Annotated in this window: 15 protein-coding genes; 6 read left to right on the top strand and 9 right to left on the bottom strand. The window is 73.2% G+C overall.

Translation table 11 applies throughout. From position 1 onward, the window contains the following. Positions 1–29 precede the first annotated feature (29 nt). Positions 30–2,408 carry a ribonucleoside-diphosphate reductase subunit alpha gene (locus LUZ64_RS15450; protein WP_095582374.1) on the top strand — a complete coding sequence of 793 codons (2,379 nt, stop codon included), beginning with the start codon at positions 30–32 and terminating at the stop codon, positions 2,406–2,408. After that, positions 2,409–3,425: a ribonucleotide-diphosphate reductase subunit beta gene (locus LUZ64_RS15455; RefSeq protein ID WP_095582373.1), complete on the top strand. Its 1,017-nt coding sequence runs from the start codon at positions 2,409–2,411 to the stop codon at positions 3,423–3,425. A 67-nt stretch (positions 3,426–3,492) separates the two neighbouring features. On the opposite strand, the gene LUZ64_RS15460 is transcribed toward LUZ64_RS15455, so the two are convergent. After that, a complete protein-coding gene (locus LUZ64_RS15460; RefSeq protein ID WP_095582372.1) occupies positions 3,493–4,140 on the bottom strand; it encodes a hypothetical protein in 648 nt (215 codons plus the stop codon). A 203-nt stretch (positions 4,141–4,343) separates the two neighbouring features. Here LUZ64_RS15460 and LUZ64_RS15465 point away from each other — a divergent pair, with 203 nt between their 5' ends. After that, the gene (locus tag LUZ64_RS15465) at positions 4,344–4,772 is read left to right on the top strand and encodes a YciI family protein (RefSeq protein WP_095582371.1); all 429 of its coding nucleotides are present in this window, start codon (positions 4,344–4,346) and stop codon (positions 4,770–4,772) included. A 71-nt stretch (positions 4,773–4,843) separates the two neighbouring features. Here LUZ64_RS15465 and def read toward each other — a convergent pair whose 3' ends face one another. The 8 genes from def to LUZ64_RS15505 all read right to left on the bottom strand — a co-directional run bounded on the left by def (position 4,844) and on the right by LUZ64_RS15505 (position 12,773). Further along, a complete protein-coding gene (gene def / locus LUZ64_RS15470; protein WP_095582370.1) occupies positions 4,844–5,473 on the bottom strand; it encodes a peptide deformylase in 630 nt (209 codons plus the stop codon). 70 nt (positions 5,474–5,543) lie between these two features. After that, on the bottom strand, positions 5,544–6,530 hold the full coding sequence (locus LUZ64_RS15475) for a tetratricopeptide repeat protein (protein ID WP_087926344.1): 987 nt from the start codon (positions 6,528–6,530) through the stop codon (positions 5,544–5,546). A gap of 245 nt (positions 6,531–6,775) precedes the next feature. Then, complete coding sequence (locus tag LUZ64_RS15480; protein WP_232390245.1) at positions 6,776–8,122, bottom strand: HD domain-containing protein; 1,347 nt, start codon at positions 8,120–8,122, stop codon at positions 6,776–6,778. After that, a complete protein-coding gene (locus LUZ64_RS15485; RefSeq protein WP_095581540.1) occupies positions 8,119–9,465 on the bottom strand; it encodes an HD-GYP domain-containing protein in 1,347 nt (448 codons plus the stop codon). The genes LUZ64_RS15480 and LUZ64_RS15485 overlap by 4 nt, the downstream gene beginning before the upstream one ends. A gap of 226 nt (positions 9,466–9,691) precedes the next feature. Next, positions 9,692–10,027, bottom strand: a complete 336-nt coding sequence (rsrA, locus tag LUZ64_RS15490; RefSeq protein ID WP_095581541.1) for a mycothiol system anti-sigma-R factor — start codon at positions 10,025–10,027, stop codon at positions 9,692–9,694. Continuing rightward, positions 10,024–10,704 (bottom strand): sigma-70 family RNA polymerase sigma factor, encoded by a 681-nt coding sequence (locus tag LUZ64_RS15495; protein WP_199843852.1) that lies wholly within the window; start codon positions 10,702–10,704, stop codon positions 10,024–10,026. The genes rsrA and LUZ64_RS15495 overlap by 4 nt, the downstream gene beginning before the upstream one ends. A gap of 323 nt (positions 10,705–11,027) precedes the next feature. Next, positions 11,028–11,654, bottom strand: coding sequence for an alpha/beta hydrolase family protein (locus LUZ64_RS15500; protein ID WP_372472008.1), 627 nt, complete (start codon positions 11,652–11,654; stop codon positions 11,028–11,030). 300 nt (positions 11,655–11,954) lie between these two features. Continuing rightward, a complete protein-coding gene (locus LUZ64_RS15505) occupies positions 11,955–12,773 on the bottom strand; it encodes an SOS response-associated peptidase (protein WP_095584072.1) in 819 nt (272 codons plus the stop codon). Positions 12,774–12,814: 41 nt separating this feature from the next. Here LUZ64_RS15505 and LUZ64_RS15510 point away from each other — a divergent pair, with 41 nt between their 5' ends. From LUZ64_RS15510 to rsgA, 3 genes are read left to right on the top strand one after another with little or no spacing between them, the layout of a single operon-like run. After that, positions 12,815–13,528 (top strand): M50 family metallopeptidase, encoded by a 714-nt coding sequence (locus LUZ64_RS15510; protein WP_095584069.1) that lies wholly within the window; start codon positions 12,815–12,817, stop codon positions 13,526–13,528. Positions 13,529–13,555: 27 nt separating this feature from the next. Next, positions 13,556–14,917 (top strand): 3-phosphoshikimate 1-carboxyvinyltransferase, encoded by a 1,362-nt coding sequence (gene aroA / locus LUZ64_RS15515; protein ID WP_095584068.1) that lies wholly within the window; start codon positions 13,556–13,558, stop codon positions 14,915–14,917. A gap of 16 nt (positions 14,918–14,933) precedes the next feature. After that, complete coding sequence (gene rsgA / locus LUZ64_RS15520; RefSeq protein WP_095584067.1) at positions 14,934–15,938, top strand: ribosome small subunit-dependent GTPase A; 1,005 nt, start codon at positions 14,934–14,936, stop codon at positions 15,936–15,938. Positions 15,939–15,945: the final 7 nt, after the last annotated feature.

The following is a 15,945-nucleotide window of genomic DNA, read 5'->3' on the forward strand; positions in this document are numbered from 1 at the left end:
GGCCCCCTGCCGAGCGAGGGAGAGCCTCAGTGACCATCGCGCCCGCCGATCCGGTCTCAGCGTCCGCGGAAGCGACCGGCGGCCCCGGGACCGCGCTGCTGCGCACCCTGACCGACCTCACCGCCGATCTGCCCGCCACCGACCCCGGAAAGGTCGCCGCCGCCGCGCTGCGCGGCCGCCACCCGGGTTCGGACGAGGCCGAGCTGCGGTCCCTGGCCACCGAGGCCGCGGCCGGCCTGATCTCCGAGGAGCCCCAGTACTCCCGGCTCGCCGCCCGGCTGCTGACCCGCGCGATCGCCGACGAGGCGGCCGGGCAGGGCGCGACCTCCTTCTCCGCCTCCGTCGAGGTGGGCCACCGCGAGGGCCTGATCGCCGACGAGACGGCCGCCTTCGTGCGCGCCCACGCCGCGCGCCTGGACGCCCTCGTCGAGCGGGCGCTGACCGACGGCGCGGACGACCGCTTCGGCTACTTCGGCCTGCGCACCCTGCACAGCCGCTACCTGCTGCGCCACCCGATCACCCGGCAGGTCGTCGAGACCCCGCAGCACTTCCTGCTGCGCGTGGCCTGCGGCCTGGCCGAGGACCACTCGGAGCGCGCCCTGGACGACGTGGCCGAGCTGTACGGGCTGACCAGCACCCTCTCGTACCTCCCCTCCTCGCCCACGCTCTTCAACTCCGGCACCCGCCACCCGCAGATGTCGTCCTGCTACCTGCTGGACTCCCCGCTGGACGAGCTGGACTCGATCTACGACCGCTACCACCAGGTGGCCCGGCTGTCGAAGCACGCCGGCGGCATCGGCCTGTCGTACTCGCGCATCCGCTCCCGCGGCTCGCTGATCCGCGGCACCAACGGCCACTCCAACGGCATCGTGCCGTTCCTGCGCACGCTCGACGCCTCCGTCGCCGCCGTCAACCAGGGCGGCCGGCGCAAGGGCGCGGCCTGCGTCTATCTGGAGACCTGGCACGCGGACATCGAGGAGTTCCTGGAGCTCCGCGACAACACCGGTGAGGAGGCCCGCCGCACGCACAACCTCAACACCGCGCACTGGATCCCGGACGAGTTCATGCGCCGCGTCGAGGCCGACGCCGACTGGTCGCTGTTCTCCCCGGCCGACACGCCCGAGCTGGTCGACCTGTGGGGCGACGAGTTCGACGCCGCCTACCGCAAGGCCGAGGCCGACGGCAAGGCCGTCAAGACCATCCCGGCCCGCGTGCTGTACTCCCGGATGATGCGCACCCTCGCGCAGACCGGCAACGGCTGGATGACCTTCAAGGACGCGTCCAACCGCACCGCGAACCAGACCGCCGAGCCCGGCAAGGTCGTCCACTCCTCGAACCTCTGCACCGAGATCCTCGAGGTCACCGACGACGGCGAGACGGCCGTCTGCAACCTCGGCTCGGTCAACCTCGCCGCCCACCTGGGCACCGACGGCGAGATGGACTGGGAGAAGCTCGACCGTACGGTCCGTACGGCCGTGACGTTCCTCGACCGCGTCGTGGACATCAACTTCTACCCGACCGAGCAGGCCGGCAACTCCAACAGCCGCTGGCGCCCGGTGGGCCTGGGCCTCATGGGTCTCCAGGACGTCTTCTTCCGGCTGCGGATGCCCTTCGACTCGCCGCAGGCGAAGGAGCTGTCCACCCGGATCTCCGAGCGCATCATGCTCGCGGCGTACGAGGCGTCCGCCGACCTCGCCGAGCGGCACGGCCCGCACCCGGCCTGGTCCGCGACCCGCACCGCGCGCGGCGTGCTGCACCCGGACCACTACCCGAACGCCGAGCAGCGCTGGGCCGACCGCTGGGACGCCCTGCGCGCCCGCATCGCCCAGGTCGGCATGCGCAACTCGCTGCTGCTGGCCATCGCGCCGACGGCCACCATCGCCTCGATCGCGGGCGTGTACGAGTGCATCGAGCCGCAGGTCTCCAACCTCTTCAAGCGCGAGACCCTCAGCGGTGAGTTCCTCCAGGTCAACACCTACCTGGTGGAGGACCTGAAGAAGCTCGGCGTCTGGGACCGCACCACGCGGGACGCGATGACCGACGCCAACGGCTCGATCCAGGACATGAACTGGATCCCGCAGGAGGTGCGCGACCTCTACCGCACCGCCTGGGAGATCCCGCAGCGCGCCCTGATCGACATGGCCGCGGCCCGTACGCCGTACCTGGACCAGAGCCAGTCGCTGAACCTCTTCATGGCCTCGCCCACCATCGGCAAGCTCAGCTCGATGTACGCGTACGCCTGGAAGCAGGGCATCAAGACGACGTACTACCTGCGCTCGCGCCCGGCGACCCGGATCGCCCGCTCGGCCTCCGCCGCCGCCACCATCCCCGTCCAGCAGGCCACCCCGGACGCCGACGCCGTCGCCTGCTCCCTTGAGAACCCCGAGTCCTGCGAGGCGTGCCAGTAAATGTCCACCGAACGCCAGAAGAATCTGCTCGACCCCGGCTTCGAGCTGACGCTGCGCCCCATGCGGTACCCGGACTTCTACGACCGCTACCGCGACGCGATCAAGAACACCTGGACCGTCGAGGAGGTCGACCTCCACTCGGACGTCGCCGACCTCGCCAAGCTGTCCCCGGGTGAGCAGCACATGATCGGCCGCCTCGTCGCGTTCTTCGCGACCGGCGACTCGATCGTGTCGAACAACCTCGTGCTGACGCTGTACAAGCACATCAACTCCCCCGAGGCGCGGCTGTACCTGTCGCGGCAGCTGTTCGAGGAGGCCGTGCACGTCCAGTTCTATCTGACGCTGCTCGACACCTACCTCCCCGACCCGGAGGACCGCGCCGCCGCGTTCGACGCGGTGGAGAACATCCCCTCGATCCGCGAGAAGGCGCAGTTCTGCTTCAAGTGGATCAACGAGGTCGAGAAGCTGGAGCGCCTGGAGACGAAGGCCGACCGCCGTCGCTTCCTGCTCAACCTGATCTGCTTCGCGGCCTGCATCGAGGGCCTGTTCTTCTACGGCGCCTTCGCCTACGTGTACTGGTTCCGCAGCCGCGGCCTGCTGCACGGCCTGGCGACCGGCACCAACTGGGTCTTCCGTGACGAGTCCATGCACATGGACTTCGCGTTCTCCGTCGTGGACACCGTCCGCGAGGAGGAGCCGGACCTGTTCGACGACGAGCTCCGGCAGCAGGTCACCGACATGCTCAAGGAGGCCGTCGAGTGCGAGCTGCAGTTCGCCCGCGACCTGTGCGGTGACGGCCTGCCGGGCATGAACACCGAGTCCATGCGCGAGTACCTCCAGTGCGTCGCCGACCAGCGTCTGCAGCGCCTGGGCATCGCCCCGGTGTTCGGCTCGGAGAACCCTTTCTCCTTCATGGAGCTCCAGAACGTCCAGGAGCTGACCAACTTCTTCGAGCGCCGCTCGTCCGCGTACCAGGTGGCGGTCGAGGGTTCGGTGGGCTTCGACGAGGAGTTCTAGGACCTCGCGGCATCCGCCGTCCAGGCCCGTCCCCCGCCCGGGGGCGGGCCTGGTCCCGTTTTCCGCGTCAGCGGCCGAGCTTGGTCACCGCCGTGGCCGTCGTCCTCTTGAAGGCGGGCACCGGGGCGTCGGCCCAGCCGCCCATCCGCCCCCACTGGACGACGGTGACCTTCGCGCCCGACCGGCCCACGGCGAACAGGTTGACGTCCCGGGACGACTGCGGATGCGCGGACCGCACCCCGTAGACGTGCGCGCCGTTCCCGGCGTTCACCGCGCCGAGGTCGCGCGACTCCGCCTCGGCCCCCGGGTCCTCCGCCACGATCCGCTCGGCGCAGTGCCGGACCGACCGCTCCACCGCCCGCGCCAGGGCGGCGGCCCGGGCGGCGTCGGCGGCGGTGAGCGTCACCTGGGAGGCGCCCGTGTCCAGGTCGGTGTGGAAGCGCCGGTGGGCGGCCCGGCCCTCCATACCGGCGAGCACCCCGTCCTCGACACAGGGGACGCCTCCCTCGGGCAGGCCCGGCTCGACCGCCCCGGCCCGCCAGCCTCCCGGGTGCGGCGGCAGCTCCGACGGCTCCAGGAAGGCGGGCCCGGCGGCCCGTACGCCCTCGGCCCGGGCGATACCGGTGGTCGTCACGGCCAGGGTGACGGCGACGGCGGCGGCCAGGACACCGGCGGCGGGTCTGCCGGAACGGGCGCGGGCGGTACGAGCGGACATGGGTCCTCCCCCTGTCGTACGAGCACTGCGGGCACGGTACGGACGGCGCGGAAGCCGCCGTCCCCCACTGTTCCACCGCCCCTTCCCCGGCGTCCCGGAAAGCCGTTCACCCGCTCTGCCCATCCTGCGGCGCCCTTTTCGACGCATAGATGAAGGGTGAGGGTCCGGCCACGGGCCCGTGCGGAACGAACGGAAGGTGTGCCATGGCGCGGTTCATGATGATCGTGAAGGCGAGCGAGGAGTCCGAGGCCGGTGTGATGCCGACCAAGGAGGAGATCTCCGAGATGGGCCGGTTCAACGAGCGGATGGCGGCCGCCGGGGTGATGCTCGCGGGCGAGGGCCTGCGGGAGTCCGCGGCGGGGGCCAGGGTGACGTTCTCGGCCGGCCGGCCGGTCGTGACCGAGGGCCCGTTCGCCGGGGCGGACCAGCTGGTCGCCGGCTTCTGGGTGATCCGGGCCGCGGATCTGGACGAGGCCCTGGAGTGGGCCCGGCAGGTGCCGTTCAAGGAGGGGGAGGTCGAGGTCCGCCGGATCTTCGAGCTGGAGGACTTCCCCGCCGACGTCCTCCCGCCGGAGGAGGCCGCCCGCGAGGAGGCCCTGCGCGAGGAGCTCCGGAGACGGGCGGAGGGCTGACCCCCGGCCGGATACGCGTGAGCGCGCGCTCCAGCGGGGAGCGCGCGCTCGTACGGGCCAGGGCGGGGCCGTCAGTCGTTGGCGACGACGGGGTAGCGGGGCGTGCCCTCGGCCATCTGCTTCAGGGCGTCCTTGCGGTCGCGCTTGGAGAGGCGGTCGATGTAGAGCCGGCCGTAGAGGTGGTCGGTCTCGTGCTGGAGGCAGCGGGCGAAGTAGCCGGTGCCCTCGACGCGGATGGGGTTGCCCTCGGCGTCCTGGCCGCGCACGACGGCGTAGTCGGGGCGGGCCAGCGAGGCGTAGGCGGTCGGGACCGACAGGCAGCCCTCGTTGGAGTCGTCGAGCAGGCGGTACTCGGCCGGCAGCTCCTCCAGGACGGGGTTGCAGACCGTGCCGACGTGGCGGACGCCCTCGTCGTCCATGCAGTCGTAGACGAAGACCTTCAGATCGACACCGATCTGGTTGGCCGCGAGGCCGACGCCCTCCGCCGTGCGCTGGCTGGCGAACATGTCGTCGACGAGCTGGGCGAGCTCGGCGTCGAAGGACGTGACGTCCTTGCACTCCCGGTGCAGCACCGGGTTGCCCACGACCGTGATCGGGCGGGACGTGCCGCGCTCGCGGTGCGCGAGCTCGCGCTCCTCGCAGTCCTCGGTGTCCACGATGAACTCGTCGTTCACCGGCTGGTCGGTCTCGTGCTGCGCCATGTCCGCCGTTATGCCTCTCTCAGAATCCAAAAGGATGCCTGTACAGGGTAAGGGCGGCCGCCTCCGAGGGTCAGCAGACCTCTTCGAGATCGCGCCACTCGCGCGTATCGGGGCTGTCCGCGACCCAGCCGTCCAGCAGGCCCCGGACCAGCCCGGCGGGCGCCGCGATGCCGCACTCGCGCTCGGGCACCCACAGCGAGCCGGAGCCGGCCGTGCGGTGGCCCAGCGGGCCGGGGTGGCCGGGCTCGCTGTGGTCGTGCGGGTCGAGGTGCTCGCCGTCGCCCTCGTCGCTGGGCATCCGGCTCTCGGAGCACGTGCGGCACAGCAGCCGCACGGACGAGGACCAGTCCTCGGCGGCGAAGCCGGCGTCGGCCGCGAGCCGCTCCAGGGCGTCCCGGTCGGCCTCGGTCGCCGCCTCCAGCAGGACGACCCAGGTGGGGACGGGTGACGGGGCCCACAGCTCGATCTCGTCGAAGACGGGGTAGGACGGGCCGGCGGCCGTGACGCGCTCGCCGTGCGGGACGCCGTCGTGCAGCACGACCTCGCCCCAGCGGCGCCCGGAGGACGGCAGCGGGATGGAGAGCACCTCCATGCGCGCCGGGTCCAGCCTGCGGCCCCACACGACCTCCGCCTCGCCCTCCGGGGAGAGCCTGACGGCCGCGCTGCCCAGCTCCATGCCCACCGGCTCACCGGCCGGGCCGCCCTCGCCGGGCACCCGCAGGCCGTACGCCTGCCAGGCGCGGCGGGCCAGCGGCCAGTCCTGGAGCGCGGTGGCGGCGATGCCGACGTTCCACCAGTCCGGGGCGCCGGCCTCGCGGTCCAGCAGGGCCACGGCGCGCAGCCCGGCGGCGCGGGCCTGCTCCCAGTCGTGCCGGAACTTGTGCAGCAGAGCGAGGTTGAACCACGACTCCGACAGCCATGGCTCCATGTCGGCCGCCCTGGTCAGCAGCGCGCCCGCGTCCTCGTACCGGCCGTCGCCGATCAAAGTGAAAGCGCGGTCGGTGGCCTGCCGCCACGAGGCGGAAGGCCGATGCCGTACCTTGCCGAAGATCCTCACGATTCCCGCCTGCCGGTTTCTGCGTGCGACCACGCCGGATGTCCCAGGTGACGGCCGCCGTCCTCCCTGACGGACAACCTGCCACATCTCACTCGCTCCGGGAAGCTGCGCCTACCGTTCCTCCTTGCCGACGGTCGCGCGCCCGACACCCCCCGAAGACCGCGTTCTGCGTTCTGCATGCCGTTTTCTTCGTGCTCTTCGCATCCAACCATGCCCCTTTGGACGCCCGCTCATTACCCGTGGGTTCAGCCCCCTACTCCGGTTTTGCCCGGACTCTTACGGGCGGGCCCGCGGGCCGGGCCCCAGGAGTCGGGGCCACGGGCGAGGACCCGGCCGAGGGCCTCCACCACCTGCGGATCGTGCTCGTGGGCGGTGGCCAGGCGCAGCCGTTCCAGCGCGAGCAGCGGGCCGACCGCCCGGTCACCGGTCAGGTCCTCGAAGGCGTTGACGGTGCGCACGATACGGGCGGCGAGCGGCTGCTCACGGTACGGATCGGCCTGGCGCTCCACGACGACCGCGACCTCGGCGGGCACCCCGGTCTGGCGGACCACGGCGCCGCCCAGCAGGGCGATCCGGCGGCGCTCCGCGGGCGGCAGCGGCTCGGTGGCCCCGGCGGGCACGGGGTCGACGAGCGAGAGCTGGCCGATGTCGTGCATGAGCGCCGCGTACTCCAGAACGGTGAGGTCGGGCGCGCGCAGGCCCAGCTCGCGCCCGGTGGCCCGGCTCAGGGCGGCGACCCGGCGGGCGTGGCCGGGCCGGGTGTGCCCGGCGATCTCGGTGGAGCGGGCCAGGGAGGCGATCGTCTGGTGGCAGGTGGCGCGGACGGCCGACCAGCGGCGGAAGGACAGCTGGGCGAGCAGCAGCGGCAGGCAGAAGACGGGCAGGGCCCAGAGGCCGGCGACGGCCACGGCGAGGGCCATCACGGTGCCGGTGGCGCAGACGGCGCCGCCGATGCCGGGCAGGGCGCGCAGCTCGTCGCGGAGGGCCGGGCCGTAGGGGCCGCCGGTGCGGGCCCGGCCGAGGGCGGCGGCGAGCACGGCGTCGCAGAGGGCGGTGAGGGCGAGCAGGAGCAGCAGGAACGGGGCGTAGTACGGGCCGTGGCCGATCCACCGGTCGAGGGCGCCGGAGTGGTGCAGGGGCTGGAAGCAGGTGGCGGCGAAGCCGGTGGTCAGCAGGCGGCGGGCGAGGTGGTCGCGGGCGGGCGGGCGGCCGAGGGCGCCGGTGAGGGTGGCGGCGAGGACGACGGCGACGACCTGGGCGGGGCCGGGTGCGGCGGGTGCCCCGGCGACCTCGCCCAGCAGGGCGTAGGCGAGGCCGCCCGCGGCCCCGACGGGCGCGGTGTCGCGGGCCTCGACGGTGGCGGGGTGGCGGCGCCGGGCCGCCTCGCCGAGGGCGATCAGCACGCCGAAGGCGAGGGCGACGCGGGGCTGGGCGAGGCCGTGCCAGGCGGTCCAGCCGAGGCCGGTCAGGGCGAGCGCCGCGGCGGCGGCGCGCAGCCGGCGGGCGGTGCGGGCGCCGGGACGGGCGCCCGGCCGGCGCTCCGCGTGGCCGCGTGGGCCGGGCGGTGCCCCCGGGTACGGGGCGGCGGTCATCCGTCACCGCCCTTGCGGGTCGCTCCGGTGACCGGGTCCCGGGTAGAAGGGACGTTTCCGCTGGGCAGAATTATGCATTCCGTGAGCGTCGCGCCCGTGCCGCTCCCGGCGGTGACGGAGGGGTGCCAGCCGTGCCGGTCGAGCGCCTCCACGAGCGCCCCGACCATGCGGGGGTCGAACTGGGTGCCGGCGCAGCGGTCGAGCTCGGCGAGGGCGGCCGGGACCGGGCGGGCCCGGCTGTAACTACGGGTGGAGGTCATGGCGTCGAACGCGTCGGCGACGGCCACGATCCGGGCGAACAACGGGATCTGACGCCCTCTCAGACCGTAGGGGTAGCCGCTGCCGTCCAGCCGTTCGTGGTGGTGCAGGATGGCCGCGCGCGCCTCGTCCAGGAAGCCGATGCCGCGCACCATCTCGTGCCCGTACTCGGGATGGAGCTGGATCACGCGCCGCTCCTCCGGGGTGAGCGGGCCCTCCTTGCGCAACAGCCGGGTGGGGACGCCGAGTTTGCCGACGTCGTGCAGGATGCCCGCGAAGCGCAGCGCCTCCAGCCGCTCCCCGGCCATGCCGAGCTCGCGGGCGATCAGCACGGAGGCGCGGCCCACGCGCTCGCTGTGGCCGCGGGTGTAGCGGTCCTTGAGGTCGACGGCCTGCACCAGGGCGCGGATGGTGGCCTGGTGGGAGGCGCGCTCGCGTTCGTAGCGGTCCAGGAACCAGGAGGAGACGGAGACCGGCAGCAGGACGAGGAGCGCGGCGGGCGGCCCGTAGACGCTGCGCCAGAGGACGGCCGTCATCAGTCCCGTCGGCCCGGAGACCAGCACCGGCAGCAGCGGGCCGGGCAGCAGGCCGCGCCACGCGGCGCGCGGGGTCCGGCGCTCGGCGGTGACGTGGATCGCGCCGTCGAGGGCCGCGGAGACGAGCGAGAAGGCGAGCGCGGCGGCGAGGGCGGGCGGCAGGGCGGCGGGGAAGCCGCCGGGGCGGCCGGGGCCGGGCGCGGCGAGGCCGAAGACGTAGGAGGCGGCGCAGGCGGCGAGGGAGAGCTGGGCGGCGTGCCACAGCCGGCGCACGCCCGCCGGGCGCTGCTCGACCCGCCCGGCGAGCGCGCCGGGCACGGCGACCAGGCCCGCGGCCGCGGGCGGCAGCAGAAAGGCCCCGGCGAGCAGCACGGGGAGCGTCAGGGTGCGGCGCGGCAGCCGCTCGCAGGCCGCGCAGACGGCGGCGAGCAGGGCGACCGCGGACCAGGGGACGTCCGCCGCGGCCGGTGCCGCGGGGGCGACGCAGAGGGCGGCGGCCAGGACGGCGCAGGCGATGCACGCGCGCGCCGTCGCCGGAAGTGCCCTCATCGCGCGACCTCCCCGTCCCGTCGGGTGCCGACAAGCTTGCCGTCAGGATGGGGAGAATAGGCTCAGGAAAGGCCCGGGAACGGCGCATTCGGGTATTACCCCGCCCGAGACGTGCGGATGCACACCTTCGGGTGATGTTCCTCGGGGAGGGCGTTTGGCGGGACTCCCACGAGGTGGCCCGGGACTCCCGCGAGGTGGCCCGGGCGGCCCGCGCCGGGGCGCGGGCTCAGTCCTGGGCGACCGGGGAGCCGGCGGCCTTCTCCGCCGCCCGCGCCTCGGCCACGACGTCCTGCTCGGGCACCGACTGGCCGGACCGGATCAGCTCGATCCGGCCCATGACCTTGGAGCGGAGGTCGGCGGGGACGTCGTCATGGCCGCAGCAGCGCTTGACGAGCTTCTTCACCGCCTGCTCCAGCCCGTACTTCTCCAGGCACGGGGAGCACTCGTCGATGTGCACCTCGAACTTGGCGCAGTCGCCGTCGGGCATCTCGTGGTCGAGGAACTCGTAAAGATGATCGAGGACTTCAGAGCAGTCCGTGTCGTGCGGCTCTCCGCAGCTCATGAGTCCGAGCCTTTCCGATTGTGCGACCCGTCGGAACCATGCGGCACGGGTGCCGTACCGGCCGGGACCAGACCGCGCTCGCGGGCGTAGTCCTCCAGCATGCCGCGCAGCTGGCGGCGGCCACGGTGCAGCCGGGACATGACCGTGCCGATGGGGGTACCCATGATGTCCGCGATCTCCTTGTAGGCAAAGCCCTCCACGTCCGCGAGATAGACCGCTATGCGGAATTCCTCGGGGATGGCCTGAAGGGCCTCCTTGACATCGGAGTCGGGCAGGTGGTCCAGAGCCTGGGACTCGGCGGAGCGCAGACCGGTCGACATATGCGACTCGGCGCGCGCCAGCTGCCAGTCCTCGATCTCCTCCGACGCGCTGCGCAGCGGCTCGCGCTGCTTCTTGCGGTAGGAGTTGATGAAGGTGTTGGTCAGGATGCGGTACAGCCACGCCTTGAGGTTGGTGCCGTCGCGGAACTGGTGGAAGGACGCGTACGCCTTTGCGTAGGTCTCCTGGACCAGGTCCTCGGCGTCGGCGGGATTGCGCGTCATCCGCAGGGCGGCCGAGTACATCTGGTCGAGGAAGGTGAGCGCGTCCCGCTCGAAACGGGCGTTGCGCTCGGCGGCGCTCTCGGCACCGGCGGCGCTGTCCTTGGTCCCCTCGTCGGTCCCGGTGACCGGACCCACCTCCTCCAACACCCTGGCGGAACCGGAAACGGATCCGCTCGAATCGGAGAATAGACGACGATCCCGCCCGTCCGCCGCTCCAGCAGGGGCGGGCTGCGCCACATGCAGCGCGGACCATCCCAGGTCAGCCTGCTGCGGGCGGGACAGGCATGCGATCGAACCCATGCGGCGAGCTCCCATTCCTCTGTCGTGCCGTTGCGCTCCGGCGGGACGCCGGTATCCAGCGGGTCTGTCGTGACGATGTACACAACAGCCAAGGGTCACGACGCATTCCCGGACGCGCGCATCCGGCCGAACGGGTGCCCGGGGAAATACCGGAGGGATTACTTCCGGATTTCGCCGAGCCAGTCGGCGACGGCCCGTGTGATCACTTCCAGCGCCTCCTTCCCGCCGGTGGCGGCCTTCTTGGGCACCGCGAAGCCGTGGTCCGCGTCGGGTACGGGCACGAGCGCGGTGCCCGGCGGGAACTCCCCGGGCCGGCCGAAGGGGTCCTTGGCGCCCTGCACGACGAGTGTGGGCAGCCCGGTGCCGGTCAGCTCGTCCGCCCTCGACTTCTCCGGCTTGCCCGGCGGGTGCAGCGGAAAGCTCAGCGCGAGGACGGCGGCGGCGCCGAGCTCCGCCGAGGTCCGGCAGGCGACCCGGGCGCCGGCGCTGCGGCCGCCCGCGACGACGGGCAGGCCGGGCGCGGCCAGCGCGGGCCACAGGGCGGTCCAGGCGGTGTCCAGCGTCTTCGGCGCGGGGGCGACCTTGCGGCCGGCGACGCGCCAGGGCTGTTCGACGAGGGCGACGGTGACGTGGTGGGCGGGCAGCGCGGCGGCGAGGGCCTGGAGGTCGCGGGCCTCGACGCCGCCGCCGGCGCCGTGGCCGAGGGCGAGGGTCAGGCGGGGCCTGGGGGCGCGGTACCAGTGGATACGGGCGTCACCGGCGGGGGTGGGAACGATGTCGATCACGGGCGCCAGCTTTCCCCACCCCGCCCCTTCCCGATACCGGGGGCACGCCCCCGGGCCCCTTTCCGCGCTACCGCGCGGTGGCCTCAAAGGCCGGGCGGGCTGGGCTTCCCCTGTCCGAGGCCGGCTTTCCCTCGCGCCCGGGGCAGCTTTCCCGCCCCGTTCCGGGCAAGCGTTTCAGCCCGTCCGGCGCTTGAGGACACCGCGCGGTAGCGCGGGAAGGGGGCCCGGGGGGGGGCTTGCCCTCCGGTTACGGGAAGGGGCGGGGTGGGGTGGGGCGGGGTGGGGCGGGACGGGGAAAAGTCAGAACAGCGTCCCCTCCTCCGGCGCCTCCAGTTCCGTCAGGAGTTCCGGCCCGTTCCTGCGGACGTCGCTGACCGCCGTGGCGACCGGGTACGCCCGGACCGACCGAGCGGGCGGCGCCGTCATAAGAGACCGCACGACATCCCCCGGCGTCGACGGATCCAGCCACTCCCCCCACCGTTCCCCCGGCAGCACCAGCGGCATCCGCGGATGGATCTCCGCCAGGGACCGCGGCGCCCCCTCCAGGGCCCCGCCGGAGGCGAACGGCTCCCGTTCCGCCTCCGTGGTGATCACCGAGCAGGTCACCCACCACGCCCGGGGGTCGTCGCCCGGCAGCGCCGGGTCCCGCCAGAACTCGTACAGCCCCGCCATCGCCATGACCGAACCGTCCACCGGAGTGACGAAGTAGGGCTGCTTACGAGCGCGCTTGCGCCGGCCCTGTTCCTCCAGTTCGCGCTCCGCCGCGCCGGTGACCCACTCGTAGTAGCCGTCGGCGGGTATCAGGCAGCGGCGTGACGCGAAGGCGTCCCGGAAGGACGGCTTCTCGTGCACGGTCTCGGCCCGTGCGTTGATCATCTTCGCCGCGCCCTCCGGCGATTTCGCCCACGAGGGAACCAATCCCCACCTCAGTGAGCGCAGCTGGCGAACCGGACCCCGGTCCCTGGCGTCTTTCAGAGGACGCTCGAGAACAACGTGGACACTCTTCGTGGGTGCCACGTTCCAGTCGGGAGCGAGCGTCTCCGTCGGTTCCCACTTCTCGACCCCGAAGAACCCCACGAGATCCTCGGGACTCCGGCCCGCCGCATATCGACCACACATGATCGCCACCCTGCCACGGACCCACCAGGAGCCGCGCACAAATGGACAGCACCCACTCCACCGACCTCTGGGACCGTGTCTTCGCGACCCAGCCCGACCCCGACCTGTGGCTGGTGGTCGTCACGGGGGTCGTGGCCCTGGCGGCGGTCGTCCCGCGCGGTGTCTGGCTGGTCACCCGTAACGCCATCACCATCGCCCACGAGGGCGGCCACGGCCTGACGGCCCTGCTGAGCGGGCGCAGGCTGGACGGCATCCGGTTGCACTCCGACACCTCGGGACTCACCGTCTCCCGGGGCAAACCGACCGGTATCGGGATGATCCTCACCGCCGCGGCCGGCTATCCCGCCGCGTCGCTGCTCGGTCTCGCCGGTGCCTGGCTGCTCGCGGCCGGCCACATCACGGCGCTGCTGTGGGGTGCGACGGCGCTGCTCGCCGCGCTCCTGGTGATGGTCCGCAACGCCTTCGGCCTGCTGACGGTCGTGGTCACCGGGGCCGCGTTCGTGCTGGTCTCCTGGCTGACCGGCCCGGCCGTGCAGGCCCTGTTCGCCTACGGGGTCGTCTGGTTCCTGCTGTTCGGCGGGGTCCGGCCGGCCTTCGAGCTCCAGCGCAGGCGGCGCCTCGGCGGCGCGGCGGACTCCGACGCCGACCAGCTCGCGCGGCTCACCCATCTGCCCGCCGTGGTCTGGCTGGGCTTCTTCCACCTCGTCTCGCTGTGCGCGCTGACCGGAGGCGGGCGCTGGCTGCTCGGACTGTGACCCGGTACGAGCCACTAAGGTGAAGGCATGACCGAGAGCAGCACGCATACCGATCTCTGGCCCGCCCCCCTCGCCACGGGGGCGGTCGACGCGACCGTCACCGTGCCCGGTTCGAAATCGGTCACCAACCGCGCCCTCGTCCTGGCCGCGCTCGCCGCCGAGCCGGGCTGGGTGCGCCGGCCGCTGCGCTCCCGCGACACGCTGCTGATGGCCGAGGCCCTGCGCGCCATGGGCGTCGGCATCGAGGAGACGGTGTCCTCCAGCAGCGCCGCGGGCGCCGGCGAGGGCGAGGCGTGGCGGGTCATCCCGGCCCGGCTGCGCGGCCCGGCCACCGTGGACGTCGGCAACGCCGGCACGGTCATGCGCTTCCTGCCGCCCGTCGCCGCGCTGGCCGACGGCCCCATCCGCTTCGACGGCGACCCGCGCAGCTACGAGCGCCCGCTGCACGGCGTGATCGACGCGCTGCGCGCCCTGGGCGCCCGTATCGACGACAACGACCGCGGCGCCCTGCCGCTGACCGTGCACGGCGCCGGGGCGCTGGACGGCGGCCCGGTGGAGATCGACGCCTCCTCGTCCTCCCAGTTCGTCAGCGCGCTGCTGCTCTCCGGCCCGCGCTTCAACCAGGGCGTCGAGGTCCGGCACGTCGGTGCCGTCCTGCCGTCCATGCCGCACATCCGGATGACCGTGGACATGCTGCGGATGGCCGGCGCGCAGGTCGACACCCCGGAGTCCGGCGGCGAGCCGAACGTCTGGCGGGTCTCCCCCAGCGCCCTGCTCGGCCGGGACATCGTCGTGGAGCCCGACCTGTCCAACGCCGCGCCGTTCCTGGCCGCGGCCCTGGTCACCGGCGGCCGGGTCACCATCCCGGACTGGCCCGAGCACACCACGCAGCCCGGCGACGCGCTGCGCGACATCTTCACCGCCATGGGCGGCAGCTGTGAGCTGTCCGAGGCGGGCCTGACCTTCACCGGCACCGGCCGGATCACCGGCATCGACGCCGATCTGCACGAGGTCGGCGAGCTCACCCCGGTGATCGCCGCGGTCGCCGCGCTCGCCGACTCCGAGTCCGTCCTGCGCGGCATCGCCCACCTGCGACTGCACGAGACGGACCGGCTGGCCGCGCTGGCCAAGGAGATCAACGAGCTGGGCGGCGACGTCGTCGAGACGGCGGACGGGCTGCGCATCCGCCCGCGCGCCCTGCACGGCGGGGTCTTCCACACCTACGAGGACCACCGGCTGGCCACCGCCGCCGCGGTCATCGGCCTGGCTGTCGACGGCGTCCAGGTGGAGAACGTCGCCACCACCGCCAAGACCCTGCCCGACTTCCCGGAGCTGTGGACCGGGATGCTGGGGCCCGTCGCGGGGGCGACGACGGTGTCGAGAGCCTGAGAGAACGAAGAGCACCATGCGCCGCTACGGCAAGAACCCCGACGAGGACGACGTCCGCGTCCGCCCCAACCGCAAGGGCAACCGCCCCCGCACCAACATCCGCCCCAAGCACGAGGACGCCGCCGAGGGCTTCGTCCTCACCGTGGACCGCGGCCGGCTGCACGTCCTCGTCGAGGACCGCACCATCGTGGCGATGAAGGCGCGCGAGCTGGGCCGCAAGGGCGCCGTCGTCGGTGACCGGGTCGCCGTCGTGGGCGACCTGAGCGGCGCGAAGGACACCCTGGCGCGGATCGTCCGGGTCGAGGGGCGCTCCTCCGTGCTGCGCCGCACGGCCGACGACGACGACCCCTACGAGCGGGTCGTCGTCGCCAACGCCGACCAGCTGGCGATCGTCACCGCGCTGGCCGACCCCGAGCCGCGCCCCCGGCTGATCGACCGCTGTCTGGTCGCGGCCTACGACGCCGGCCTGGAGCCGCTGCTCGTGCTGACCAAGTCCGACCTGGCCTCGGCGGACAAGCTCCTGGAGTCGTACGGGACGCTCGGGGTGCGCCATGTGGTGACCAGCCGGGAGGAGCTGGCGGACGGCGGGGCCGCCGAGCGGGTCCGCGAGCAGCTGACGGGCCGGGTCACCGCCTTCGTCGGCCACTCCGGCGTCGGCAAGACCACCCTCGTCAACGCCCTCGTCGAACGGCAGCGGGCCACCGGGCACGTCAACGCGGTCACCGGCCGCGGCCGGCACACCACGACCTCGGCGCTGGCCCTGCCGCTGCCGGACGGCTCGGGCTGGGTCATCGACACCCCGGGCGTGCGCTCCTTCGGGCTGAACCACATCGATCCCTCGCGCGTCATCCACGCCTTCCCCGACCTGGAGCCGGGCACCGAGGGCTGCCCGCGCGCGTGCAGCCACGACGAGCAGGACTGCGCCCTGGACCAGTGGGTGTCGGACGGCCACGCCGATCCGCAGCGGCTCTACTCCCTGCGACGGCTGCTCGCGACGCGGGAGCGGCGCGAAGGCGACTGATCGCCTA

The organism is Streptomyces albireticuli, assembly GCF_021228125.1.
Classification (GTDB): domain Bacteria; phylum Actinomycetota; class Actinomycetes; order Streptomycetales; family Streptomycetaceae; genus Streptomyces; species Streptomyces albireticuli.